Annotated in this window: 22 protein-coding genes; 5 read left to right on the top strand and 17 right to left on the bottom strand. The window is 34.7% G+C overall.

What is annotated here, in order from left to right:
- Nucleotides 1–210 precede the first annotated feature (210 nt).
- Complete coding sequence (locus tag ACTB0X_RS00205) at nt 211–1,269, top strand: methyltransferase (RefSeq protein ID WP_463022954.1); 1,059 nt, start codon at nt 211–213, stop codon at nt 1,267–1,269.
- Between the two features lie 61 nt (nt 1,270–1,330).
- Here the strand turns inward: ACTB0X_RS00205 and ACTB0X_RS00200 are convergent, their stop codons facing one another.
- From ACTB0X_RS00200 to rlmF, 3 genes are all read right to left on the bottom strand, one after another.
- Entirely contained in the window at nt 1,331–2,869 is a 1,539-nt protein-coding gene (locus tag ACTB0X_RS00200) for a GNAT family N-acetyltransferase (protein WP_463022953.1), read from the bottom strand.
- A 176-nt stretch (nt 2,870–3,045) separates the two neighbouring features.
- Nucleotides 3,046–3,393, bottom strand: coding sequence for a hypothetical protein (locus ACTB0X_RS00195; RefSeq protein WP_463022952.1), 348 nt, complete (start codon nt 3,391–3,393; stop codon nt 3,046–3,048).
- Between the two features lie 84 nt (nt 3,394–3,477).
- Nucleotides 3,478–4,443: a 23S rRNA (adenine(1618)-N(6))-methyltransferase RlmF gene (rlmF, locus tag ACTB0X_RS00190; protein WP_463022951.1), complete on the bottom strand. Its 966-nt coding sequence runs from the start codon at nt 4,441–4,443 to the stop codon at nt 3,478–3,480.
- Nucleotides 4,444–4,755: 312 nt separating this feature from the next.
- Between rlmF and ACTB0X_RS00185 the strand changes: the two genes are divergently transcribed.
- Nucleotides 4,756–5,841, top strand: coding sequence for an ice-binding family protein (locus tag ACTB0X_RS00185; protein WP_463022950.1), 1,086 nt, complete (start codon nt 4,756–4,758; stop codon nt 5,839–5,841).
- Between the two features lie 77 nt (nt 5,842–5,918).
- Nucleotides 5,919–6,422: an outer membrane beta-barrel protein gene (locus tag ACTB0X_RS00180; RefSeq protein ID WP_463022949.1), complete on the top strand. Its 504-nt coding sequence runs from the start codon at nt 5,919–5,921 to the stop codon at nt 6,420–6,422.
- A gap of 435 nt (nt 6,423–6,857) precedes the next feature.
- Here ACTB0X_RS00180 and ACTB0X_RS00175 read toward each other — a convergent pair whose 3' ends face one another.
- Nucleotides 6,858–7,304 (bottom strand): hypothetical protein, encoded by a 447-nt coding sequence (locus ACTB0X_RS00175; RefSeq protein WP_463022948.1) that lies wholly within the window; start codon nt 7,302–7,304, stop codon nt 6,858–6,860.
- A 553-nt stretch (nt 7,305–7,857) separates the two neighbouring features.
- Between ACTB0X_RS00175 and ACTB0X_RS00170 the strand changes: the two genes are divergently transcribed.
- Nucleotides 7,858–8,133, top strand: coding sequence for a hypothetical protein (locus ACTB0X_RS00170; RefSeq protein ID WP_463022947.1), 276 nt, complete (start codon nt 7,858–7,860; stop codon nt 8,131–8,133).
- Nucleotides 8,134–8,154: 21 nt separating this feature from the next.
- Nucleotides 8,155–8,805, top strand: coding sequence for a hypothetical protein (locus ACTB0X_RS00165; protein ID WP_463022946.1), 651 nt, complete (start codon nt 8,155–8,157; stop codon nt 8,803–8,805).
- 102 nt (nt 8,806–8,907) lie between these two features.
- Here ACTB0X_RS00165 and ACTB0X_RS00160 read toward each other — a convergent pair whose 3' ends face one another.
- The 13 genes from ACTB0X_RS00160 to ACTB0X_RS00100 all read right to left on the bottom strand — a co-directional run bounded on the left by ACTB0X_RS00160 (nt 8,908) and on the right by ACTB0X_RS00100 (nt 25,131).
- A complete protein-coding gene (locus ACTB0X_RS00160) occupies nt 8,908–9,465 on the bottom strand; it encodes a hypothetical protein (RefSeq protein WP_463022945.1) in 558 nt (185 codons plus the stop codon).
- Between the two features lie 364 nt (nt 9,466–9,829).
- The gene (locus tag ACTB0X_RS00155; RefSeq protein ID WP_463022944.1) at nt 9,830–11,431 is read right to left on the bottom strand and encodes a tetratricopeptide repeat protein; all 1,602 of its coding nucleotides are present in this window, start codon (nt 11,429–11,431) and stop codon (nt 9,830–9,832) included.
- A gap of 233 nt (nt 11,432–11,664) precedes the next feature.
- A complete protein-coding gene (locus ACTB0X_RS00150; protein ID WP_463022943.1) occupies nt 11,665–14,229 on the bottom strand; it encodes a T9SS type A sorting domain-containing protein in 2,565 nt (854 codons plus the stop codon).
- Between the two features lie 442 nt (nt 14,230–14,671).
- Nucleotides 14,672–15,256, bottom strand: coding sequence for a hypothetical protein (locus ACTB0X_RS00145; RefSeq protein ID WP_463022942.1), 585 nt, complete (start codon nt 15,254–15,256; stop codon nt 14,672–14,674).
- A gap of 361 nt (nt 15,257–15,617) precedes the next feature.
- Entirely contained in the window at nt 15,618–16,631 is a 1,014-nt protein-coding gene (locus ACTB0X_RS00140) for an SAM-dependent methyltransferase (protein ID WP_463022941.1), read from the bottom strand.
- Between the two features lie 386 nt (nt 16,632–17,017).
- Nucleotides 17,018–17,518: a hypothetical protein gene (locus ACTB0X_RS00135; protein ID WP_463022940.1), complete on the bottom strand. Its 501-nt coding sequence runs from the start codon at nt 17,516–17,518 to the stop codon at nt 17,018–17,020.
- 243 nt (nt 17,519–17,761) lie between these two features.
- The gene (locus ACTB0X_RS00130) at nt 17,762–18,205 is read right to left on the bottom strand and encodes a GNAT family N-acetyltransferase (protein WP_463022939.1); all 444 of its coding nucleotides are present in this window, start codon (nt 18,203–18,205) and stop codon (nt 17,762–17,764) included.
- An 816-nt stretch (nt 18,206–19,021) separates the two neighbouring features.
- Complete coding sequence (locus ACTB0X_RS00125; protein ID WP_463022938.1) at nt 19,022–20,368, bottom strand: caspase family protein; 1,347 nt, start codon at nt 20,366–20,368, stop codon at nt 19,022–19,024.
- Between the two features lie 213 nt (nt 20,369–20,581).
- The gene (locus tag ACTB0X_RS00120; RefSeq protein WP_463022937.1) at nt 20,582–21,304 is read right to left on the bottom strand and encodes a DUF4145 domain-containing protein; all 723 of its coding nucleotides are present in this window, start codon (nt 21,302–21,304) and stop codon (nt 20,582–20,584) included.
- Between the two features lie 276 nt (nt 21,305–21,580).
- Complete coding sequence (locus ACTB0X_RS00115; protein ID WP_463022936.1) at nt 21,581–22,033, bottom strand: hypothetical protein; 453 nt, start codon at nt 22,031–22,033, stop codon at nt 21,581–21,583.
- 6 nt (nt 22,034–22,039) lie between these two features.
- A complete protein-coding gene (locus tag ACTB0X_RS00110; RefSeq protein WP_463022935.1) occupies nt 22,040–22,513 on the bottom strand; it encodes a YehS family protein in 474 nt (157 codons plus the stop codon).
- Nucleotides 22,514–22,737: 224 nt separating this feature from the next.
- Nucleotides 22,738–24,027, bottom strand: a complete 1,290-nt coding sequence (locus tag ACTB0X_RS00105; RefSeq protein WP_463022934.1) for a glycosyltransferase family 4 protein — start codon at nt 24,025–24,027, stop codon at nt 22,738–22,740.
- Between the two features lie 114 nt (nt 24,028–24,141).
- A complete protein-coding gene (locus ACTB0X_RS00100; protein ID WP_463022933.1) occupies nt 24,142–25,131 on the bottom strand; it encodes a D-alanine--D-alanine ligase in 990 nt (329 codons plus the stop codon).
- Between the last annotated feature and the right edge of the window lie 252 nt (nt 25,132–25,383).

Here is a 25,383-nt window from a genome sequence, read left to right as displayed (position 1 = left end):
GTTGGTTAGTTTGATTTTAGATCAAAGTGATAGCAAGAGTATTCCCATCGCTGATTAAGAAGTATCTTTGTGCCTTATTATTTATCGTTGATAGATTGATCATTTCACACCTCTTTAGCGAATAGCTGAGTTATTATCTTTATCGACTACTTCAATTGTAGGAATCAGCTGAAAAGCGGTTGCTCCCGTTGTGTGAAAGCCCATTAAACCATGAGTATAGAAGTAAATAAACCTGCACCGATTACAGTCGGAAAGGAAGCGGCAAACTTTGCCAACGATTCTGATATTAATCAGATAATTAAAACATTAGAATCTGGTCAACCAGTAGTGATAAAGAAATTATTTAGCAATGGGTTGGAGCTTTTAAGCACGCTACAACGTCACTTACAAGCGGCGATGCCCAACAAGACTTTTCAAGAGCAACGTGATTTTCGTTCTGCTTATCACAAATTGTCCAACCTGATTTTGATAGAAATTGCAGATCATAAAATCAAGGTAAAAAAGGCGCCCTCCATTGGTTGGTTGGAAAAGTTGTATCCGGAATCAGGCAATTTTTATTTGAGCTTTCCACAAGTTCAGGGACTAAACAGTGCATGGCAATGGTATACCAATGGCATTCAGATTCCGGTGTTGCGGAATAAAATTCATCCGTATTACGGCACTTATTTTCCTACTCGTTTTGATCATTTGATTTTGTTTGACAACTGGTTGAAACGCTACGAAGGCCCAAAGAAAACGGCGATAGAAGTAGGAGTGGGGAGTGGAATTTTGTCTTTCCAACTGTTGAAACACGGCTTTCAGAAAATCTTTGCAACGGATATTAATCCCAATGCTATTGTCGGTTTAACCGAATTTATAGGAGATACTAAACTGTCTCGGAAGTTAGAATTGGACTACGCGCCATTGTTTGGAAAATGGGAAAAACAAACGGAACTGATTGTTTTCAATCCACCGTGGTTGCCACAACCAAAGAAAGCGGGCGGAAAAGAGCCAGCCATTTATTACGATGAGAAACTATTTCCTGAATTCTTCGAAGCAGCCAAGAAACGGTTGTTGCCCGATGGAAAGTTGGTCATCATATTCTCAAATTTGGGAGAAATCACCAATTCGACTAAAATTCACCCAATCAAGCAGGAGCTTGAAAAAGGAGGCCGATTTAAATTGGAGATTTGTTTGAATAGAGGAGTGAAAGCGGCATCAGAAAAAACAAAAAGAGATCAACACTGGAGAGATACTGAGGAAGTGGAGCTTTGGGTTTTGACGCATTAATAACAAAAAAGACGCATTTCCACTATTTGGAAATGCGTCTTTTTATGCTTTATTAGTTAATCTATTCTTCTGTTTTAACTGTTTTCTTCAAGTCAAAAATGTCTGTTCTTCTGTCTCTTAAATTACGAACGCTACCAAACTGATTTAATTCCCGCAATAAGTCAATGTCGCAATCTGCGATTAAGATCATTTCGGTGTTGGTGGTCGCTTCAGCTTTTATCCCATTTGCTGGGAACGAAAAGTCACAAGGCGTAAATACCATCGATTGGGCAAACTGAATGTCCATGTTGTGCACCTTTGGCAAGTTTCCTACACTTCCGGCAATCGCCACATAACATTCATTTTCTATCGCTCTTGCTTGCGCACAATGGCGTACTCTAGAATATCCATTTTGAGTATCGGTCAAGAAAGGAATAAATAGAATGTCCATTCCTTCGTCAGCCAATAAACGACTCAATTCAGGGAATTCTGAATCGTAACAAATCAAAACACCAATCTTACCGCAATCCGTGTCAAAAGTCTTTAATTCATGACCACCTTGCATTCCCCAAACTTTAGCTTCATCAGGTGTCACATGGATTTTTTCATAGCGCTCTATCGTTCCTTCTCGTTTGCATAAATAGCCTACGTTGTAAAGTAGATCGTCCTTTATTTCGGGCATACTACCAGTAATAATATTGATGTTGTAGGAGATGGCCAATTTAGAAAAACGCTTCACTATTTCAGGAGTGTGTTTCGCTAGTTCTCGGATAGCTTCAGATTCTGGCAATTCGTTGTCTTTTGCCATCAATGGAGCATTGAAAAACTCAGGGAATAGGGCGAAATCAGAACGATATCCAGAAACAGCATCTACAAAGTATTCCGCTTGTTGCATCAACTCTTCCAAATCTTTGTACAGTCTCATTTGCCATTGGATTAATCCCAGACGAATGACTTTTTTCTGAGTATAGGCAACTGTTTTTTTCTTTTCGTAATAGATGTTATCCCACTCCAAAAGCACAGCAAATTCATTCGACGCTTCATCACCTTCCAAATAGCCTTTCAATACCTTAGAAGGGTGGAAATCATTAGACATCTGAAAGTTCAATACCGGATCGTAAATTTCCTTTCGTTTCACTTTTTCGATGTATTCTTTCGGCGAAAGTTGGTCCGAATGTTTGTGGTAATTTGGAATCCGACCACCGAAAGCAATTCCTTTCAAATTTCGTTCTTCACACAATTCTTTTCTATAGTCGTACAGTCGTCTACCCAATCTTAAGCCTCTGTATTCAGACTTGATGAATACGTCGATTCCGTACAAAATATCACCTTTGTTGTCGTGTGTTTTAAAAGTGTAGTTTCCTGTAATTTCTTTATAAGTATGGTGTTCATCAAACTTATCGTAATCCACAATAATGGATAAGGCACATCCAGCTAGTTGGTCATTAATCTTTATAATAACTTGTCCTTCAGGAAATTTCTTGATGAGTGATTCAATATGCGCTTCTTTCCAATACGAATCAGGCATATTGGAATAGGCTTCAATCATCACCGCTTTTAACTCTTTATAATCATCTATTGTTAGATAACGTAACTCTATATTTTCGATACTATCTTTCATATTATTTTGATGTAGGGTCTCTACTTTTTTATCAATTTTTGGGCAAAGATACTATTTGTGCATGCTTGGGTTGAACATCTAAAAGCGTTAGCTCAAAATAATTTCACAATAAAACAAAATGTGATTGTAAAGGAGCCAAAGTTGCAATTTTAAAACTGTCTCTGTTTACCAAATTTTTAGTCTTCAGTAACTTCAATTTCAGTGCTCGTGTAATACTGCAGAACTTTAATTAGAATCGATTTAATTTCTTGAACAGACTTAGAATGCACTACATTGAATGGAATTTCCCAATTTTCATTCTTAATCATTTGAATCTTAAATTCCCCATCGTTATCCGCAATGTTGCCATACCATCCCAAATCGATGATCATATTGTCCTCTTCAAACTTACACTGCAACAAATCTTCGAATAAATAATCGAGGTTATCCGATTCAGTAAAGCTATTGACTGGATCATAGGTATAAAACTCGTGATGAATAACGGTGCAGTCAGCTGGGAAATCGATTTCTTGAAGTTTTATCATTTAGGCCTTTAATTTTCAGTTCACAAAATTAGCTATTTTATCAAGGACTCTTTCTCGAATGAGAGTAGTAGCTTTAACTCTTTATTATTGATTTTTCCATCGCTTCGCTCTCCATTCTTGCTGTTCGGTGCCATCAAGAAAAGTCCAAGCCACTATTCGGCTCGTTTTATTTCCTGTTCCCATCGGGATGGTTTTAATCTGCTTGGCATTGGTTTGTTCCAATAGTTTATAAATTCCTTTCAGGTTGGACTCTTTAGAAACCAAGGTAGTAAACCAAAACCAGTATATAGCAACTTGAGTGCTGTCGATAATCATATTGGCGATGAATCGGTATTCTCCACCTTCATAAACCAATTCGTTACTGTTTCCGGCAAAGTTGTGAATCGGTGCTTTATCTGTTTTTCCAGATAGGTTTTTCACTTTTCTTCGGGTTCCTTTTTGCGCTTCTTCAATGGATGCATGAAAAGGAGGATTGCAAATCACAAAATCAATTTGCTCTTCTTTACCCAAAATGCCATTTAAGATAGCTTTCGATTTCTTCTGAAGGCGACATTCCACTTTTCCAACCAACGATGGATTTGATTGAATGATACTTTCTGCAGAGGCAATTGATTCTAGATCTACGTCTGTTCCAATAAAGTGCCAACCGTATTCAGCAACTCCCAAAATGGGGTAGATGCAACTGGCTCCAACACCCACGTCTAATCCCACAACTGTTTCGCCTGTTGGAATCTTTCCTGAGTTACTTTCGCTCAGTAAATCGGCTATATAATGCAAATAGTCTGCTCTTCCTGGAATAGGAGGGCACAAATTTTCATCAGGAAATTCCCAATATTTGATTCCGTAGTAGTGATGAAGTAAGGCTTTGTTTAGCAATTTAACCGCTTCTGGATTTGCAAAATCAACAGATTCTACTCCAAATTTATTCAGTTGAACCGCATTTTTCAGTTTTGGAGAAACGGCAATTAATGCTTCCAAATCATAGCGTTCTCTATTTTTGTTTCGAGGATGTAAGCGTGTTTTCTCTGATAGACTATTTTTGATTGACATGGTTGGAGCGATTGTTATGGATTTATTCGAATTTTAATTGATGGGACAAAGGTACGCTACAAAATGGGCTCCAACACAATGCAACCGATGAGCGATTTTATTTGAACCATTATCTATTCTACCAACTAACCGAATTGAGAGTAAAGGTCAGAATTTCAGAGCAGTGTTTAGAAAAATAGAAACTGAAGAAATGTGTGATTTATATAACAATCCACTTTTAATCTATAACCTTTCTTCACTACTATAGTCCCAACTTCGCATGCTGATTTTTTTCAGCCGCTAAGATTGTAGCGTATAATCCAAATAACTTTTATGAAAATTAGAAAATTGACAACAGCAATTGCATTGGTAGCAATCGTTTTATTTGCGGGTTGCAAGGACGACGACGACAACTTAACACCAGTTCCAACGTCTACTGCAAGCCCTTCCGTAAAGGCCACTAGTCCGGCCAACAATGCAAATGATGTAGCACATGATAAAATTGTTTCCGCAGGTTTTAGTGAAACCATGGATGCAAAAACATTTGACAACACTAGTTTTACTTTAAAACAGGGCACTACCGTTATAGCAGGATCTGTGTCTTACGCAGGTTTGACAGCAACGTTTAAACCGAATGCCCCTTTGTCAAGCAATAGTATCTATACGGCAACAATCACAACAGCTGTTAAGAATACTGCAGGAAAATCGATTGCAGCAGAAGTTTCTTGGATGTTTACTACAGGATCTAGCGCAACAGGTATGAAAACCGTGAATCTACGATCAGCTGGTAATTATGTAATTCTCGCCAAAACAGCCATCAATAACAGTCCAATTTCAGCAATTACAGGTGATATTGGCATCAGCCCTGCTGCAGCTACATTCATTACAGGTTTTTCACTTGTGGATGCCACAGGATATGCAACTTCCTCTCAAATTACTGGGAAAGTATATGCTGCAGATATGGCGCCACCAACGCCAATAACCTTAACTACTGCTGTAGATGATATGATACTCGCATATAATGATGCAGCCGGACGTTCCAACCCAGATTTTAATGAATTAGCAACCGGTAATATTGGTGGAAAATTACTGACGCCTGGTTTATACAAATGGACCAATACAGTGACTGCACCAAAAAGCGTAGTTATCTCTGGTAGCTCAACAGACATTTGGATTTTCCAGATCTCTGGTGACTTAACCGTAAGCTCAGGGGTGAACATTACCTTGAGTGGTGGAGCTAAACCAGAAAATATTTTTTGGCAAGTAGCAGGAGAAGTAAGCATTGGAACAACCGCTAACTTTAAAGGAGTGGTGTTATCAATGACAGGGATTACGTTGCAAACAAATGCCGTATTTACAGGACGAGCTTTAGCTCAAACAGCAGTAATACTTGATTCCAATACGGTAACAAAACCATAAAATACCAATTAACGAAACCTTGATTAGCGATAAGTTAATCAAGGTTTTTGATATCCATTATTTTAAAAAACAAAAAAATGAAAAAAATATACTTTATTGCTATTCTTATCGTTGCATCTACTTTTAGTGGATTTGCACAAGGCCCAATTGCAAAGGGACAAGCCCAATTGAACGCAGGTGTTGGCTTATCAAGCTGGGGAATTCCTGTTTATGTTGGGTTAGATTATGGAGTGCATCCCGATGTCACAATAGGGGGTGAGCTGTCTTTCCGATCTTATAATGACCATTATAAAAATGAGAGGTACAACCACTCAATAATAGGAGTTTCAGGAAATGCCAACTATCATTTTAACACATTGTTAAACATACCAAGTAATTGGGACTTTTACGCTGGTCTAAACCTTGGTTTTTATTATTGGAATTCTCCGAATGATTATCGTGGAACTTACAACTCAGGTTTAGGGCTAGGTGCACAAGTGGGTGGTCGATATTACTTTACTGAGAAATTCGGGATCAACCTCGAATTGGGTGGAGGAAATGTCTTTTCAGGAGGAAAGTTTGGAGTTTCATTCAAACTGTAAGGTCCACTGAGCTTTGGTTTTTCAACTGAATTGTTACGGTTTTACTTCCTTGAAACCGAATTTTGCTTCGAGGGATTTTTTATTGAATTATTTTTGAAAGACTTGACAGAATAGGTTGAAATGGATTGATAGAAAGGTCAATAAAGTATATATTATGCGTTATTGACCTTTTTTTGCGACAAATTTATAGTGTTGCAAGAATAAACTTGACCGATTTTTATAAAAAAATACCAATAACAAGAAAGTAAATTTGAGTTGTAATGCAAGAAAACAACTGCCCGTTGGATGCAAGGAGAATGTAAACAAGTAATTCTTATTGCTGACTTGAAGTAGTGGGATTAATCCATAGATTGGATTTCCTCTCTGAATGAATGGTTTTCCAAAAAAAATGGTCCATCGATTCATAAAAATCCATAGACCATTTTGATCAGTTTTCTAAAACGTCAATTCCAAAGAAGTGCAGGTATTTGCAGTAAAGTTTTCTACTCCGCTCCAATATTCAAATCCAGTATCATCTATCACTTTATAAGAATAAGTTTTATTGGTGATGCTCCCCAAATTTTTAGTCACAGTGATAGAACCACTTTGACCACACGTTGGTTCATTCGCCCAAAATAGGCTCACGTTGTAAGTTCCAATAACCTGGCCATCTACATAATACGTTAATGTCGTCGCATCGTCATTCGCAAGATCCTCCGAAGTTTGTTTGTTATACCAAAAAACAAGTTCTCCTTGGTAAATACAAGACCCATCACTTTCTTCTGCATCAGCATTAAAATTGACACTGTTTACATCAGTACAGCCTTTTTCTTTTTTACAACTACTCATTACCATTAATGTGGATAATAAGAGAGTGGATAATGTAATCTTTAAAGTTTTCATCTGAATTGGTTTAAAATTTGAGAATTATTTAGTTTGAATTTTTACGATTCATCACCAAAAAATAGACGGGCGATCTTTGTCATAATTCTATTTTTATGGTTGGAGTAAAGCTAGAATGACCGCCATAAGATCACAATACCTAGAAATAGGTATTTTAATGTTTGACGAAGATGACGCTCATTTAGTGTGAGATGAATTGGAAGTTGAAATCAGAAGGGGACAGATGTAGTCTTTTTTATCACATATTATAAGCAAGAGAAACTAAAATTATTGAAACTTCATTGAAGACTACTTTTCAGAAAGAGCTTAGCGAATTTCTTGGAATGCATTCACCATCATTTTTCATCTACCCTTTAATAGTCAATGATGTATAAATACCTGTTTTACAGAAATTGGTATTTCTACTCTAATACAACCAAAACTTTCATCAGAGATTTGTAGGGTAATCAAAAACTAAATATTTGATTGAGTAGCTACTATCAGTTTTTGATTCTACAGGCGGGATCTGAAAAGCCTATTTTAAATAGAGTAGGAAAACTAAAACCATATCAACATGTCAAATTCAAATATGTTAGGAGCATTTTCACCTTATACTAGTGAAATCAGTAAAGAAAGTAAAGTCGTTTTTGATGAAGCATTAAAAGGACTTATAGGAGTAACATATACTCCGGTAGCAGTGTCTCAGCAAGTAGTAGCAGGTATGAATTACCATTTTTTCTGTAACACAGAAGCAGTGACAAGATTTCCTGTAACTGGAGCTGCGATTGTAAGCATTTACAAATCGTTAAATGGTACTGCTCACATTACTAATATTAAGGAAATTAATTAAAAACTCGTAAAACTTAAACCTATGCAACCTATACCAATAAAAGTAAAAAACGTAACAATCTATCAATATTTTAACCCATTGGAGCCTTTAAGTGAAGTGATTTTAACTGGAGGAACAGGTACTTATTCAGTAGGCACTTTAGGATTGAACTCTTTTTATAATCTAAATTTAGATTCTGAAGGGAAAGTAACCAACCCATTGAATGTTCATGGTAAGTATTATGCCACATTTGAAACAGAATCAGGTAGTCAATCTACTTCGCCTTGGATGTTTTGTTTGAACAACTCAAAAAAACCAGAGTTTGGTAGAACGATTCGTATGATGGCGGCAGATGTAGCTGATGCAGGTGTAAATGTAGCTCATGATTCAGGTTTTATAACACTTGGCGCATTAACGAACCTTACAGTGACTCAGTCTTTTCCTCCTCCCGCAATTGGAGTACGCTTGTTGATCACCAATGGAACAGGAAATATTATTGCCACGAAAATTGGTACACCACACGAAATGGGCGTACAAGTAGATTCAGGCGATTGGACTGGTCCTATTTCTGCCGGATCTAAAAATATCATGATCTCTGGTAAAACTAAAAATGGAGAGACCTTTTCTCAAGAAGGATATACTGCGATATCAGGAGGAAAGCCATCCATTTTTTTAAAGGAGTTCTTTCAATAAACTAGATCATTCACCTACTATTTAAATCTAAAAACCCCAAAAAATCAATTTGATTTTTTGGGGTTTTGTTGATATGATTTCTTTTAATTAGTAGTAATATGATTATTTATTTTGAGCTTTATCCTTTAATAATTTCACCTCATCCATCCAATCTTGCCTTGCTTTTTCAATCAATAGTTTCCTTTCTGCTTTCAATCTCTTAAGGTAAGCTTCGTCTATCACTTCGTCAAGAGCAAGAGGAATCGGTGGGGTATAACATCCTAAACAAAAAGGGTTTTGGAAACTTCTTGATGCTAAGCATTGGCTGATATCAATGAGATTTGATTGATCATCTAATTTTGCATAAACAATCCAAAATCCACTTACATTAGGAAAACTAGAACAGGATGTAAGACCATTACCTTGAATAGTGTCTGATAAAAATTGTCCTTTAAAAAGATCTTTAATTACAAAAGAATAAGTCAGATTAGAAGTATCATAATTGACCAATTCACCTAGAAAGATTATATCAGAGTATTCATAACTTATGTTTCTTAGACTCTCAAGCGAGCCAAAACTTTTGCAGTTACATGCAAAAGTTTGCCCTTGATGCAGTAGGAATAAAAGAATTATTGCTTTATTGATGTAAATCATAAAATTAAATGAGTTTTTACTAATCATAATTTAGAGGTAGATTTCATGTCCATACTTCGGAGTAGTAATTTTTATTTCGGTCTCACTTCTTTCTTGAAGTATAATTTTTAATCCTTTTTCAAATAATGTCTCATTCTCTTTTTTTATATTGTAATTGGCTTGTTACTAATGTTGAGTATTCTAGATTCAATTGGGCGGTTTGATAATACAATTCTAAATAAGCCTTAGTGATAAAATTTTAGAAACATAATTTTGGATACTCTTTTGAAGGTCGTGGAAATAGGAGTTTTTTTGTCGCTGTTTTGTTCTTTAATCATAAAATCAATTGTTTATAAAAAAAATCGAGATACTTTTCGAAATTGATATAAAGCCTCATAAATAATCAAGAGGGTTATTGTGCGTAATATTTTTTATTAAATTTAAATTCAACAATCTTATTTTCAATCTCAAACAAAAAATTAATTTCGTTTTTTGATGAGATATATCCATATCCCATATGATTAGTGTAAGTATACTTACTCTCTTCTGAATAACTGTATGGATTTTTCTTTGGTTTTACAAATGTGGAAGAAATTGAATTTTTAATTAGTATTCCTTTAATCTCGTGTTTTTCTTCTCCGTTTGCCCATTTTAAATTTATTAATTTATCGGTTAATTTTAAATCAACTATTTTGTTTTCAAAACTCCATTCATCAGAAGCTTCAATTGAGATAACTGTATTAGTAAATGCTGAATCCCCATAATGAGCTAAAAATTTATATTTTTTAGTTGCTTTCTTTATTATATTTTCTTCTTTTTCTTTTTCGATCCTCACTTTGTTGTTAAGATGCGTAGTTGCATTAAAAATACTATCATGAGTTTCTTCATTTAAATCTTTTGCTTTGTTCAAAAAATCGGTAGCTTCATCTTTAAACCCACTATTAATTAGCAAATATGCAATATTTGAAGCCGCAAGTGAACTCTCTTTCTCGAAACTTAACTTATACGCGTTAACCGATTTAATATCTAAATCTAATTTTTTGTAAGCAACTCCTAAATTGTTTAATGCACTAGAATTTTCAGGATTAATAGTTATTAGTTTTTTATAGAGTAATACACCAATATCTTTTAAGTCGTTTTCTGCTTCGCAATAGTTGTATGCTGAATCAAACATTAAAGATGTATTATTTGGAGCAAGCTCTAATGCTTTTTGATATGCAACGGCTTCTAATATTTTATTGTCTGTTTTTTTGTAATAATCTGCAATAGATTTGTATAAGTTTGATTTAGGTATTCTATTATTTATGTTATTGATATGATCCAAAATTATATTTAGAGAATTCTCTACAAAATCATATTCATAATATATGATTGACAATTTACTTATGCACATTACTTTCTGTTCGTCTTTACTAGTCAATTGTAAAGCTTCTAAAATAAGGTCCGTTGATTTTTTGTAATTATTAGATTCATTGTAAATTAAACCTAAGTAATAAAGTGAATAAGATTTTTGTTCGTTGTCGTTTACTATGGTTGATGAGAATTTTTCCAATTCCTCAAATGCATGTATATCTCCAAATATATGTCTCAAATAGAAGTCTCTATTTTTTAATTCATTCCTTTTAAGTAAGTCATTTTCTTTTTCAAGCAGCAATTGAAAATGGGTTTCAGCATCTTTAAATTTTTTATTTCTTAATGTGTTATGATATAAATAAAGAAGACTGTCAGGTTCTTTGTTCTTTTCAAGTTTTTCATTCTCGTCTTCTAATAACTCACTTTCAGGATTAACTTTGTCTTGTTTTATTTTATGATCTTTAACTTCCTCTTTCTCTGATTCCTTTCTATGAAATTCTATTTCATTTTCTCCTCTTTTTACTCTTATTTGTGTGAAGTTTTCTACAAAAGACCAGATAGTTTTCCACTTGACTATGAATATGATTATTACGAAAATAGTAGCTATAAATTTCCATTGTTTTCCAATTGCTTCAATAATCCCAAGTGTTTTATCATCCATAGATAGTTATTTTTATTATTACTCTTAACATCTAAATAATAGAAATGACTCTTTCTTCAATTATTAGAGGATACATTTTAGTAGTTATTTATTTTTTGAGAAATTCCGAACCCGAAGATAAGTCAAAAAGATAAACAATCATTCAGTCCACTGAAAAATAAAGTATTAAAAAGAATCAAGTGCATTTCTGCCTTTCTAATCATATAAAAGTAGAATCCTCTTTTTTCTAATAATCACCTAGCCACCATTATCTTTTTAACCACTCTAGAATCGGTTCCATTCAATGCAATAAAATAAATCCCTGGCTTTAATTGAGACACATCAACTCTGAAATTTTTATCCACGGTATTCTGTTGCTGAATCATTTTACCTGAAGCATTTAAAACAGTTACAGAAGTGGCTTTAAATGCGCCAGTTTCTATATTCACAAAGCTATTCGCTGGGTTAGGGTAGAGGGTTACTTGGTTGTCCATATATCGCTCACGGCTTCCAATAATAATCGGACTCAATAGGCTGTCTAGATCAAAACTCATCATACTTCTAGCGTGTGTTCCGGCAATTAATCTATTGGCCACATAATCTACCTCAATGTCGTTCACAGGAATCATAGGCATATTGTTCCCTATTCGATACCAATTGATTCCTCTATTGTAGGTAACGTAAACGCCCACATCTGATGCTACAAAAAGAACAGAGTCGCTTGTATTGTCTAATATTTCCACATCGTTCAAAGCAAAAGGAGGCAAATCACCAGTAATTGGTGTCCAATTGTTTCCTCTATCCAACGAAAGGTGGAGGTGAGGGGTATTCTGAAAATCAAGGTAACCTGAATGAGAAACTACCACTAAATTGGTGTTGGTAGAAGAGGTGTTTAACGCTGTTACATATCGATTCGGTAATCCAGCTGTAATATTGGTTTTTGCACCCGTAATGGCATGTACTCGCCAAACATTTCCATCGCCCGTTCCTGCGTAAAGTAAATCCCTGTCCACTTTAGATTCACAAAGTGCAGATCCAAAACTGTTGGTCATTGTGGAGGTGCCATTATTTAAAATTCCAGTATGAATAGGAGTGAAAGAACCGAATGGACCATTGTTGGTAGCGAAAATTTGGTCGGATAAGCAGTAGAGCTTATATTTGTCAAATCGACTCATAATGAATGGCATGTCCCAGTTTCGGTCGGCGCTTACCCCATTGTCAAAGTTATAATTGGTAAAACTCGAACTGGTATCAAAACTGTACAAATTACCATATTGTGTTTCACAGTAATAAATACTTGGATTTACAGGATCGTAGATCATCTGAAAACCATCGCCACCAAAAACTCGTTTCCAATTGGCAGGTTGTGTATGAGTACCCTCGCTTGTTCCATTGTCTTGCACTCCTCCAGCATATACATTACTTAAGTGCGGATTAATGGCTATTCTGTAAAACTGGTTGTTCGGAATTAAATCAATATCTACCCAATTGTCAGGGTCGGTAATGACATCAAAACCTTTGTAAAGTCCACCATCTGTTGCCAATAATACTTTATTTTGACCATAAAAAACCAAGTCGTGTTTGTCGGCATGTACTTCATAAGTTTGCCAATCAGGAACGGTTTGAGCAAAAGCAATCCCTGAATTTGTGGAAGTAAATAGTTCTACGCCTAGCAACCACACTTCATTGTCATCGGCAGGGTTAACACGAATTTGACCAAAATACCATCCAAAACCTCCAGTGTAACTAGGAGGAAGATTAATGGCCGGTTGTTTCACCCATGATTGACCGCCATTTAGACTCAAATACAAGCCTTCGTGATTGAAAGTTGAATCAACTATTGTCGCGTAGATTTTATTGGAGTTTTGCTGTGAAATAGCTAAACCAATTCTACTTACTGGAAAGTTGGGTAGGCCGTTGGTTAGTTTGGTCCAAGTTGTGCCTCCATTAACGGTTTTCCATATTCTTCCATCATTTCCAGATGCTATACTTACAGCTGAAGTTCTTTCTCGATTAAAGTAACTCACGTATAAAACTTGTGGATTAACTGGATCCATTACCATGTCGATAGCGCCTGCGCTGCTGCTAACATTGTGCACGTTTTGCCAGGTGATTCCCATATCTGTTGATTTGAACACCCCTTTTTGTGAGGAATTGATACGTGGATTTCCTAGTACAGATGCCCAAAGTACTCGATTGGTTGAATCGATAATGAGTTTAGAAACGATTCCCACATTGTTTAATCCAGCTGATTGCCATGTTTTTCCTCCATCACGGCTCACTTTTACACCATCTCCAATTCTGCTCCAACTGCCAAAATTTCGATCGCCAGTAGCGGCATAAATCGTATTGGGGAACAATGGATCTTGGATAATATCGGAGATACTGAGAAAAGCAAAATCATCAGTGATGGGAAACCAAGTGTTTCCTCCATTGTTCGTTTTAAAGATTCCTCCTGCAACCATACCTGCAAAAATGGTGTTGGTGTCGCGTGAATCTACTAATAAACAATTGATTCGGCCTCCAATATTGGTAGGCCCTTCTGTTCGCCATTTACTGGAAAGTCCTGATTTATTGACTTGACTTAGCGCTGCTAAATTTGCTTTCTCTGCTAGTTTTACACTCTGTTTGAAATTTTCTGTTTGTGGACTCGTAGAAGGATAAGACCATTTACTTTCCCAATAATCAGAAGGGATTGCTTTTTCTACCAAGTGATCCTTCGTTTTCTTTTCGACAATAGGTTCAGTATCAGTTTTAGAAGAGTATAAATAAATGACTCCTAAAACCAATAGAATAGCTGCAGCTTTTATTGTTTTCATAATTTAGTGTGTTATAGGTGGGTTGTTTAACAATAGACACGAAATAATAGGATTTCGTTGCATTTTAACCGATAAGCGTTTAAAACAAAACAGAGAGAAAGAGTATTGGATTAAATTGGAATAAAGCGTCGGTTTCATTTATACTATTGAGGTTTGTAGATTTAATTGATCTATTATTCAACTCAACAAGATACTTTATTTTTTAAAATAAACTGATAGCTAGTTGAAAAGTAAAGTGTTGAAAAGAGGCTTTTGTGGTTTGCTCGTGAGTGAAGTAGCCGTTTGTTTGGAAGTCTCTGTCTGTTGTGAATTTATAAGAAATCAACTTCTCTAAAATTGCGTTTTATAATATCTGAGACATTGTAAAATTGAACCATCTGTTCTTTTATCAGGCTAAAGCTTTGTGTGGTTTTGATTCTTCTATTTTAATAATTCTAACTGGCTATTCGATTGATTTTTTCGGTTTATAGTATTCTATAGTATTAAAACTGATACCTGAGCCAAAAAGAATTAGAATTGCTCCAAAGCCATCTATTGAAGTTTGAACAAGTAGTTCATTGTCTTTTGAAATTCCCACTCTTGTCTTTTCATTGTCACACCCTCCGGCTAAAAGTGGAACTCCATGGCACTTTAAAAAAGTATTATTTAAATGAAAGAAACCATTTCTTTTTAATTTTCCTGCAATCTTATAACTATAGATGGTGCTATCACTTAATGCTTTGCATTTAAGAAGTAAAGTGTCCTCACTCATAAATTGAACGTTATAAAAATCACAAACAGAACTATCAATAGTGTTTTTATACACTCTGAATAAAGCGTCTATGAGTTCTGTGTTTCTTATAGGATAATTAAATTCTTTTTTTATAACACTGTATTTATGGGAGAAACTTTCAAAATCAGCATTGAATGTCACTAATTTTTCTTTGGTCAATTTTACCTTGTCGTCTTTTACAAGGCCGCTTTTAAAAGTCGCACAACTAGTTAAACAAAAGGTAAGATATAGTATAAATGACTTTTTGAAATTCATAAGAGTTTTTAATTGTTCGATTTAACTATAACCGCCGCCTGCTCCACTTTTTAATACACTTAATGGTTTGTTGTTATAACCACAACTTGGGCAGATTGATTTTATATTCTCTCCCTCGAAATCGCACTTCAAACATTTAATTTTATTGTTCTTTTTTTGGCCAAATAGGCTACTAGAAACACAACAATAACTAAAAGTAATAAAGGCCATTTCATAATATGTTAACTTAACTATTTACTATCTAATTTTTCAATCTCGAAGTTAAGTGAAAAATGGAAGTTAATCCGATTATAATACTTACGATGAGAATGATCTTTTTAATGTGTCCCATTTATCTGTTTTCTTAAAGTGATTTTAGATTCTAGAGAGAATAAGATATTTTGTAATCTAATTTGGGCTCAGAAGAAATTTCATATTGTGTGTCAATGATTATTGAACCTTTTAGATTATCAGAAATCTCATGAATATAAATGGGAGTAGTCAAACCAATTTCATTAATGCCAATTCTTTCATTTTTATACACTTGAATTTCGGTGACAATTACAAGTTGATCAGAGTTCGTCAACTTTTCCTTTCCAATTACAGTTTGCTGCTTTGAGAAAGTAGCTGCTCTTGTTGTTTGTGTCTCTGATTGATTGGAAGGGAACATTGCATCTTTACTAACTTCAAACACTTTCTTCTCTTTGATATAATGATTGGGTTGAAGTTCTTCAAAGGGAATTCCTTTGTTTTTAAGGCCAATAAATAGCTCTATTTTCTCAGGAATAAATATAGAATCTTTCGTTATCTGACTCATCAAGTTTATAAAAATTGGAACCTGTTGTTCTTTAGCCAACGCATTTTGCATGGTCTCACTTATAATAATGTCAGGTTCATCTTCAGAATTTATTTGATATTTAGTTGCATCTTCATTTACAAATGTTAGGTCATAATCCGCTAAACCTAATTTTAAAATGACATTCTTTAATATCCGGAAACTAAGTGGATTTACTTCTAAAAATGTGTATTTCACATCTTGTTTTGAATATCTAAGGATAATGGGAAGAATAAGTGTAGCATAGGGCCCTGTTCCTGCATAAAGAATATGAATTGGTTTTTGACAATTAATTTTCTCTTTAATGGCCTCATTTATTCCTCTAACAATTTGTCTTGTTCTCAAGAAATCATCAAGACAAGCCGCTGCCCAAAATGTGCCGAGCGCCTTACCATTGTTTAATTCTACATCAATTCGCCCCTCTTCTGTATCCATGTTTTGTCCACAAATCTCATTCATTATAGATTTATACTCTTTGGAGGCATTTTTTAACTTTAAAATGTCAATATGGTCTTCAAAATATTCTGATGTCACTAGAATGATTTCTTTTTGGATATTCATTTTTGATTATTACTCGTTCAACATTAATTAAGGCCTCTGTTTAGTGTATTGTAAGTTAGAAAAAATTATCACTCACAATTTACTAATTCGATAGCTATTGGATAACAAAACACACGAAGCGACTTTATAATTTTCTATAATTTTGCAAGTGGATTTTGTGGGACGTCAAACAGCACCAAAACTAACCTAACTACTTAAACCCCCAATGAATTTTACATTATGTTGTAAAGAGTTATTGTTCTCTGAGTCAAGTACTCATAAAAAAACACTCGAGTCAAATAAGTTGTCCATTTATACTGAAACTAAGTGATAATTTGGAAAGCCAATGTTTACTGATTTTGTTTGTTCAAAATCTACCTTGATAATTTCTACTTTCATTCACGATACTAATAGCCAAATGTCTTAATAATTGAATCTCTTTTAAGTCTATGATTGATAAATTCTATAGAATCAGGAGAGCCAATATAGAAAGATTGTAATGTAAAGTTTTTCTCTTCACTCCTGTTATAGAAGGTTTTTGAGTAAAATAAATGAATATTATTTTCTGCAAATTCATCATTTAATATACTTCGAGTAGAATCATCATGATATTCTAAAAACACAGGCATCATTTCATTTTTATCATTATATCCACTTGATATCCAATTAAACTCTTTTGCATCATGGCGTAATGATTCTGTATAGACAATATCTTGTCTCTTGAGGTCTCTTATATTATTATATTTTTTATTGTAGTAGCCATAGATATAAAAGTAATTACCCTTTGATTCCTCAGTTCTGATATAACCTATATACATTGGCGAATTCAAAGTAACTTGATAAGTTATATATCCGGCTATAATAAGGATTATAGTACTTAAAATAATTATTTCAGTTCTTTTTATCAAACCAATTTTAGAGTTTAAATATTTTAGATTTTGAATTAAGCATAACGTTTAGTATATGGCAAGTAGGGCAGTAGAAAGCGATAACCTTTCAAGTTTGCACTGAGCTAAAACGTTGTCTTTTGTTTTTAATTTATTCATTTTTAAAAGCCAAATCAACGATTTGGCGGACTTTGTTAATTTGAACAGAACTTTCGGTTTAGCATAAATGCCCTATGTTTTTTATACCGTGTTGTAAGCTGGCTATTAATTCGTTTTGCAAAGAAGCAATACTGTCTTTCCATATTGACTTTCAGAATTACACCAATTTAGTTTACTCGCTACTTTTTCAGGTGCTTTAATATTCTCACAATTTTGAAATCCAAATTTTGAATAGAAATTCAATAAGTTTTCAAAAGGTAAGCACCATATAACAGATTTGCCAAATGGATTTCTATCACATAAATTCCGAACTATATTTTCAGCAACTCCTAAACCTCTATAATTCGGAAATACATAAATTCCTCCGAGTTCTATATTATTTTCATCAATTTTTACTAATCTACCAAGTCCAGCATTTTCATTTCCTACTTTGGCAATAACAATATATTCGTTTTCATAATTAGATTTAACAAAATCTACTTCACTATATTTTGCATTTACCCAATTCAATTCATTTTTTTCAGCCTGTTTAACTGTTACTTTGATCATTTTACTTTCTCGTTTTTTTCAGCTTGCTTATAACGGTTAGTATATGAAATGTAGGCGATTTCGAAGCACAAAACTTTCGGTTAAGTACAAAGTTTGATACGAGCTGAAAGCCTTGAATTCACTACTGTTTCGCCTATTTTTTATATACATTGTGTGTGCCTTGAATGGTAAATATAAATAAGTTCTTTTAAAATATTGAATTTAATCCAAAGGGTGTAAGTCCCTTATGCGCTAGGGTCGTGCCTAGAAGCATTAGTAAGACGCAAGCTTGTTAAGGGCGACCTTAGAAGTGAAGTAAGCGAAACTACAAAAGTCTGAACCGACGAACAGGAACAGGATATGAGGCATATAAGCTCGGGTAAGCAACCACATCATTGTAAAGCCCTAAGAATACAAAAAGGGCTATTATGTAGATTCTGCGGGATTAGATGGAAGGATACCCGCCTGCCGGCCGGCACGGTTTATCTTACCAAGGGAGATCTCTGTAGTCACGAGTTGTCAGAACAGAGAAGTCAGCCGAAGTCATAGTACCTATTGGAAACGAGGTGTATAATAACTACACAGGTCTCACAAGTAGGGAAGGACTGAACGCAATCCTTTCAGAAATTAGATTAGGAGCAGTAAATTTCATTAATGGGTGACCGATTCCCTAGGAATCTGTAGCCTTTTCAGAAAGTATGGAATAGTTTCAATCGGTGTAAAGAGCGATTGGAAAGATGGGTTGCGAACCGCCGTATACGAGACCCGTATGTACGGTGGTGTGAGAGGTGAACTCCGGCTACTTTAGTCGGAGCCATCTACTTGCTTAGAGACAGTTTAATTTAATTCAGATTTTAATATTTCAACTATTTTTGTTCTGCTATCTTTATAAACGAAAGGTGAAACTTTCCCATTTTTAAATGAAAGGTCAAAAAACAAAAGTCGTCCAAAAAATTCCTCAATTCTCTCTCTTTTATCAAATTCAAAACTGGATTTTTTCATAATTAATTGTGAAATGAAGTAGTCATTATATAAAGATTCTGGATTTAATACTAATTTTTCCAGTATTTGGTTATGATTTAGAATTTCTTCAAGCTCCTCTTCTAGTTTTTTCTCTTCATATCTTAAGTTTGCTGCTTCTTCATATTTCTGTTTTTTAACAACTTCATTTTTAAGCTTTCTGATTTTTATTGTTTCTTCGTGCTTCTCAATATATTCTTGTGGTAAAGGACTATCTCCATTTTTTATTTTTAGAGAAACATTTACACGTTGGACTTCTAACTCTTTGACTAATTCTTTATTCAAAAGGTTACTCAAGCTTTCCTTTTCTTTTGTTAATCTTCTTACAGTTCCAGTTTTGTTCTCATTTTCAGCTTCTTCTATTTTATCTTCCAATTCATAGTTAGATTCTATAAGGCTTAGTAATTCAGTATTTTCTGAATATTTTTTAATTTTTTTTGGATTCGGTTTTTTATTACTCTCTTTTTTTGTAAAAATAAATTCACCGCCTTTATGACCATAGGATTGTAAAGGTTCTCCTCTTGGAATTTGCTCCACATTTTCTGCGACTTCTGATACTATTCGATTCGATAATTCAGAAATACTTAATGAATCTGAATTCTTTTCAAGAATATTTATCAAAGCTTCAGCAAATGGACTATTTTTCCCTGGCTCTCCGTCAGACACAGGTTCTAATCTTCCTGAAGTTATTGCCCATTTAGAGGGGATTTTATCTAGTTTCTCTTTAGAAGTTTCCATTTTTCTATAAGGTGTAAATACACTTCCCGAAAAACAAGAATCAGATATTAGTAAAATATGATGGGATTTTAAAGCTTTTATATAACTGAATAATGTAGAATATGGTAGATATGTTGCTTTTGAATATGGCAATGCTTCTTGCGGAATTAGATATCCCATTTGTAATAAGTCATCAAATTCACCGTGTCCGGAAAAGAGTATTATCAGATTTTGACTTTCATCTTGAGTAGTCAAATAATTTTCGAGTTCATTCATAATATTCTCAAGAGTAGCTTCCTCATTAATAAGTTTAACAACATTTGATTTATCAAAGTCATACTTCTCTGTAAGAATGTCTAAAATATTATCAATGTCTCTAACTGCATTATTAAGTTTGGTGCAACTTTTATAGTTGTCTATTCCTATAGCTAATATATGGTTACTCATTTCGTGTAAATTGGCTCTAATGGTTATTATATGGCAAATAGGGCAATAGAAAGCGATAAACTTTCAGGTTTGCACTGAGCTAAAACGTTGTCTTTTGTTTTTAATTTATTCATTTTTAAAAGCCAAATCAACGATTTGGTGAGGTTTGTAAATAGCATTGAACTTTCGTAAACCACCGAACGCCCTATTTGCTATTTACCGTGTTGATGATAGTTATTTTTTCTTATTATCTTTCTTGGTCTCACTAATTTCTACAATTTTTTTCAATCTCTGTTCCCTTTCATATCTATTGATATACCATTCGTTAAATAATAACTCAATCAATTCGATTAGCAATTGTGCCTCTTTAGGATCTACTTCTATTATCTGATTAATGTCTTTTTCCATGTGAGCACCTATATTCCCAATTTGTCTTATTGCATCAATAGACTGCCATGTCAAAGGGTCAACTTTATCTTGTAATGCGTTAATTTCATCATAAAGTCTAGATTTAGAGATTCCCCAAAAATCTCTAATCATACCTTGCAAACATCTTCGTGATAGGGTTGCAGATGCTTTTGGGCTTAAATCTCTAATTGAACAAGCTTCTTCATAATCTTGAATCAATGGTTTAGGTATGTAATTTGGAAAAACTTGAGCTTCAGAATTTGGTATCAAATCCCATTTCTTAATCATTTCTCCATCCTTATAACTGAGTGTCCCGCCAGACCATGCTCCTTTTGCGTCAAATAGATACGTAGATAAAGTAAATTGATTACAATCAGGGTTGGGGCATACAATGAACTCAGAATAAAACGACTTCGGTCCTTTTGCATTATTTATCGATAAAACTGTTCTCCCTTGATGAAAATTATCGTCAGTAACTGTTGAGAATGTATTACAAAAAGGACATTTTCTTTTAAATGGTTTCATTATTTTTTCAATTATCGCCAACATCTGAAAAAATTAAAGGTGCGTTTATTCACCTTTTGTCCTGATGCTTATTTTTTAGTAATCTAAATTTTATTTATTTCAAAATCAATCATAAAAACGTTCCAACTCTAGCGGACACGTATTAGTCGTTTAATATCATTTCCACCTTAGTGGACAAATAAAAACGGATAATTTACAGCTTCCATTAAAGTGATTTGCAATTTCCAAATCCGAAGATAAGGTAAAAAATAAAGCATTCACTCAGGGTGTTGAAAAATAAAGTGTTAAAAAGAGAGTTGCCTAGCCAATACTAGTAATGCTGTACTTCTTCCCATTAAATGAAAAAGACTCACCAACGGTTTTGCCATTCAAGCTTTGACCGATTGGGGAGGCCAATGAAATCACAAAGTATTCGGTGGAATCCAAAGGCAATTTCCCGAAAGGGATGGAGAGAAAATATGTTCCATTGTTGGTGGTTACCAAGCTGCCATAACCAACAGTTGCATTTGTTTTGAAGTTGGATTGTTTTAGCTCGTTCAGTAAACGAGCCGTTTTGTCGGCTTGGTTTTCTAAGTTGTTAAGCTCAATTTGAGCCATTTCTCTAGAGGTCTCAAATTTATCGCCAGCGCTACTTTTGGTGTCGCTGTCCCTAGATTCTTGAGTAGAGGCAATGTTGACAGCTAGTTCGTCCAACTTATCTGTAAGAATACTGACCAACTTTGCAGTCAGTTGTTGTTTAATAGAAAGGCTCATTGGAACTTAAGCTTCGTCAGGTCCAGGTCTGTACTTTAGCTGCATGCCGTAAATGAAGTTTCTCAAAACTTGATCTTTACATTTTCTAAAGTGTTGGTGATCGGGCTTTCTGAATAAAGCGCTCAATTCCGATTTTCCAAATCTAAAATTGGCTAAATCTAAAATTTCAAGCATGTCTTCATCTTTCAAATTCAATGCAATTCTGAATTTTCGAAGCACGATATTGTTGTTCAAGCTTTTTTCAGGCTTTGGCTGTGGGCCTTCTTTTTTACCTCTTTTTAGGTTGATGAATCCATTCAAGAAAGTCGCCAATTCTTTGTCGTACAACTGCTGTTGCTCTGGATTGTCGTCTTTTTTTAACCAGTCACTCACTTCAGCACGAGTGGTTTCATGATCGGCAAGTGCAAATATTTGAATCATTTGGTCGTCGCTTAAATCAAAAGTGTAACGCGTTCTGCGTAAAATATCGTTGTTGTTCATCAGTGGTTAAATTTGAATGATTTTTTGAAGTCACAAAACTACGAATTTATGATAGCAGAGCGAGCGTTTGGTTGGTGTGAATGTGTTCTAATGTTGAAGGAGGAAAAAAATGAACGATTTAACTCTCGGAGGGTTAGTAAGCGGCTTAATACTAACCCTTCGAGAGTTAGTATCTAGACAAAAAGCTCTGCCTGACAAATACATTGAAGTAAAGACTTTTTATTTTACACAATCAACTCCGCAACTTGTGCTGCTTGGAAATCTCTAGAATACTGCTTGATTTTTTCGGGAGCAGTTTTAAGTGCATCGCCAGCTTCAAATCGCAACAGCTGCTTTTCTATAAAGTCGGCAATTTCTTGACTGCTACTTCTGTCAAAAGTTTGTCCGGCATCGCAAGCTTGTATTGTTTTAGCCACATCTCCGCTTAATGATGCCAAGGCTGCAATTTGGTTTTCACTGGCCAAGTATTCAAACAATTTTCCTGGCACAATGCCATCTCCTAAATTAATGTTCGGAATCAATAGTAACAATAAATCAGCGTTCTTTTGATAATGAGTAATCTCCGAATGAGGAACACTCGCAATGTATTCCAATGGCAAGTCTAGCTTTTTGATGTATTGTTCAATATTGGCAGACATAGAACCCACAATCTGCAACTTGATTTTATGAGTGTGGTATTTATCGATAGTAGTCTTTAATCCTTCCAAAAATGATTCTGGCTCATATTGGTCAGACATGGTTCCGGTGTAACAAATCGTGAAAGCATCAGAAAAAGTGGAGCTTCTTTCTACTAAATCCTCAGGATCAAACCCATTGGGAATGAGTTGAAATTTATCGCCACTAATTTTGTTCGATTTGGGTAAAAACAAATCCTTAAATCCCTGACTCACTGTAATGATTTGATCACACTTTTCAATGACTTCTCGTTCCAATCGCTTATCGATGTTCTTGGATAGTGCAGTATGACCCAACAAAGAATAGTAGTAAATATCCGTCCATGGATCTCTAAAATCAACAATCCATTTTAGTTGAGGAAAAGCCTTTTTTAAATCCATCCCAATCAACTGAGTGGAGTGGGGCGGGCTAGTCGTAATTACAGTATTGATTTGATGTTCTTTGATAATTTCCTTTCCTTTTCTCACCGCATATTTTTTCCAACCTACACGAGGATCAGGAATAAAAAAGTTGCTTCGAATGGCATTCACCAATTTCTGAATTCGACTCTCGTTGTTCACATTAGAGAAACCAGCAGTCGGTACGTTTTTCTTTCCAACTAATTTAGAGTAGTAATTGATCGGTTCAAATGAAGAGGTTTTATGCACCTGAATCGATGGATGAATGTCGTGCTTTAAACTTTCATCCAATTGCATATAACTCGCCACCTTTTCATCTACCGTCAAAATATGTACTTCAATTCCTTTTTGGGCGAGGTACTTGGAAAGCTTCAACCATCGTTGCACTCCAGCACCTCCACTTGGCGGCCAATAATAAGAAACGATGAGTACTTTTTTCATGAGGTTGGATTTCTAGAGGCGTAAAGATACTTGATCTATTTATACTTTATTTCTGATTTAAAAATGGGCAGTAAAAGTAATTAAAACAGTATAATCTATTTTTAAATCAGGTGTTTAAGTCTTCGAATTCAAAATAGCTCGTTCAATGGCGTTTCCAAATAAATCTTTCAATGAAATTCCGGCTGCTAGTGCCTGTTGTGGAATTAAACTTCCTTCTGTTAATCCTGGAACTGTATTGATTTCAATTACCGAAGGACCTGCTTCTTGAAGGATGAAATCAATTCGAATCACCCCTGTCATATTGAATTGCTGATAAATTTGAACAACCGTTTTCTGAACTTCTGCAGCCAATACATCGTCTATTTTTGCTGGAGTAATTTCTTGAGAAGCGCCATTGTATTTCGCCTCAAAATCGAAAAATTCATTCTGAGAAACGATTTCAGTAATCGGCAAAGCCATCACTTTTCCTTTATAATTCAATACCCCACAAGTCACTTCTCGTCCCACCATGGCGCTTTCTATTAATACTTCATGGTCTTCGCCAAAGGCTTTTTGAATGGCCGTTTCTAGTTCCGATTGTTGCTTCACTTTACTAATTCCAAAACTACTTCCAGCATTGTTTGGCTTCACAAAACAAGGAAATCCTAATTTTTGGCCAATGGCATTTTCATCATAACTCATTCCATTTCTGAGTAAAACAGAGTTCGCACATCGAATGCCCAATTGTTTCAATAAAGTGTTGCAATACCATTTGCTAAAAGTAACTGCTGTATTCAATAGGCTAGGGGTAGTGTAAGGAATTTGCAATAAATCAAAATATCCTTGAAGTTTTCCATCCTCTCCAGGTGTTCCGTGAATGGCAATAAAAGCACAATCGAACTGAATACGAACGTCTGAAGTTAGGATACTGAAATCATTTTTATCTACTCGATACGTTTTGTCGCCAATCTCTGTCGTCCATTCTTTGCCAATTATTTTTATCAAATAACAATCATACAGTGATTTGTCTAAATGGGTATAGACCACTTGGGCAGATTTTAAAGAAATGACGATTTCAGAAGAATCTCCTCCTGCTATAACTGCTATGGTTCGCTTTGTGTTCATTTTCTACTGAATTAAATCCAATTGCTAAATTAAAATTATAGCGGTGCAATTGAGCCATCATTTCAGGGTTTTATTAACATCTTGTTCGTTTATAGTTTTATTTCGAACACTCTTTTATTGCTGTTGGATTTCGATTTGGTCAAATAAGTGCGTAAATGATCTCTTTTTAGCTAAAAGTAGTCTATTCTCTAACAGTGAAACGGTCTAGTTTCTCTTATCAAAGGAACATGAAGTCATTTTGGAACACCTAAA

This window comes from Acidiluteibacter sp. (genome assembly GCF_055129545.1).
Note: the sequence above shows the minus strand (reverse complement) of the source record. Positions and strands in the feature narration are given on the sequence as shown.

What these genes read in the sequence shown, in the direction of transcription:
- ACTB0X_RS00125 (WP_463022938.1), bottom strand. Translation starts at nt 20,368, where the DNA reads ATGAGTAACCATATATTAGCTATAGGAATAGACAACTATAAAAGTTGC.
- ACTB0X_RS00195 (WP_463022952.1), bottom strand. Translation starts at nt 3,393, where the DNA reads ATGATAAAACTTCAAGAAATCGATTTCCCAGCTGACTGCACCGTTATT.
- ACTB0X_RS00160 (WP_463022945.1), bottom strand. Translation starts at nt 9,465, where the DNA reads ATGATTAGTAAAAACTCATTTAATTTTATGATTTACATCAATAAAGCA.
- ACTB0X_RS00175 (WP_463022948.1), bottom strand. Translation starts at nt 7,304, where the DNA reads ATGAAAACTTTAAAGATTACATTATCCACTCTCTTATTATCCACATTA.
- ACTB0X_RS00140 (WP_463022941.1), bottom strand. Translation starts at nt 16,631, where the DNA reads ATGAATATCCAAAAAGAAATCATTCTAGTGACATCAGAATATTTTGAA.
- ACTB0X_RS00110 (WP_463022935.1), bottom strand. Translation starts at nt 22,513, where the DNA reads ATGAACAACAACGATATTTTACGCAGAACGCGTTACACTTTTGATTTA.
- ACTB0X_RS00115 (WP_463022936.1), bottom strand. Translation starts at nt 22,033, where the DNA reads ATGAGCCTTTCTATTAAACAACAACTGACTGCAAAGTTGGTCAGTATT.
- ACTB0X_RS00130 (WP_463022939.1), bottom strand. Translation starts at nt 18,205, where the DNA reads ATGATCAAAGTAACAGTTAAACAGGCTGAAAAAAATGAATTGAATTGG.
- ACTB0X_RS00185 (WP_463022950.1), top strand. Translation starts at nt 4,756, where the DNA reads ATGAAAATTAGAAAATTGACAACAGCAATTGCATTGGTAGCAATCGTT.
- ACTB0X_RS00170 (WP_463022947.1), top strand. Translation starts at nt 7,858, where the DNA reads ATGTCAAATTCAAATATGTTAGGAGCATTTTCACCTTATACTAGTGAA.
- ACTB0X_RS00105 (WP_463022934.1), bottom strand. Translation starts at nt 24,027, where the DNA reads ATGAAAAAAGTACTCATCGTTTCTTATTATTGGCCGCCAAGTGGAGGT.
- ACTB0X_RS00205 (WP_463022954.1), top strand. Translation starts at nt 211, where the DNA reads ATGAGTATAGAAGTAAATAAACCTGCACCGATTACAGTCGGAAAGGAA.
- ACTB0X_RS00180 (WP_463022949.1), top strand. Translation starts at nt 5,919, where the DNA reads ATGAAAAAAATATACTTTATTGCTATTCTTATCGTTGCATCTACTTTT.
- ACTB0X_RS00120 (WP_463022937.1), bottom strand. Translation starts at nt 21,304, where the DNA reads ATGTTGGCGATAATTGAAAAAATAATGAAACCATTTAAAAGAAAATGT.
- ACTB0X_RS00150 (WP_463022943.1), bottom strand. Translation starts at nt 14,229, where the DNA reads ATGAAAACAATAAAAGCTGCAGCTATTCTATTGGTTTTAGGAGTCATT.
- ACTB0X_RS00100 (WP_463022933.1), bottom strand. Translation starts at nt 25,131, where the DNA reads ATGAACACAAAGCGAACCATAGCAGTTATAGCAGGAGGAGATTCTTCT.
- rlmF (WP_463022951.1), bottom strand. Translation starts at nt 4,443, where the DNA reads ATGTCAATCAAAAATAGTCTATCAGAGAAAACACGCTTACATCCTCGA.
- ACTB0X_RS00165 (WP_463022946.1), top strand. Translation starts at nt 8,155, where the DNA reads ATGCAACCTATACCAATAAAAGTAAAAAACGTAACAATCTATCAATAT.
- ACTB0X_RS00200 (WP_463022953.1), bottom strand. Translation starts at nt 2,869, where the DNA reads ATGAAAGATAGTATCGAAAATATAGAGTTACGTTATCTAACAATAGAT.
- ACTB0X_RS00155 (WP_463022944.1), bottom strand. Translation starts at nt 11,431, where the DNA reads ATGGATGATAAAACACTTGGGATTATTGAAGCAATTGGAAAACAATGG.
- ACTB0X_RS00145 (WP_463022942.1), bottom strand. Translation starts at nt 15,256, where the DNA reads ATGAATTTCAAAAAGTCATTTATACTATATCTTACCTTTTGTTTAACT.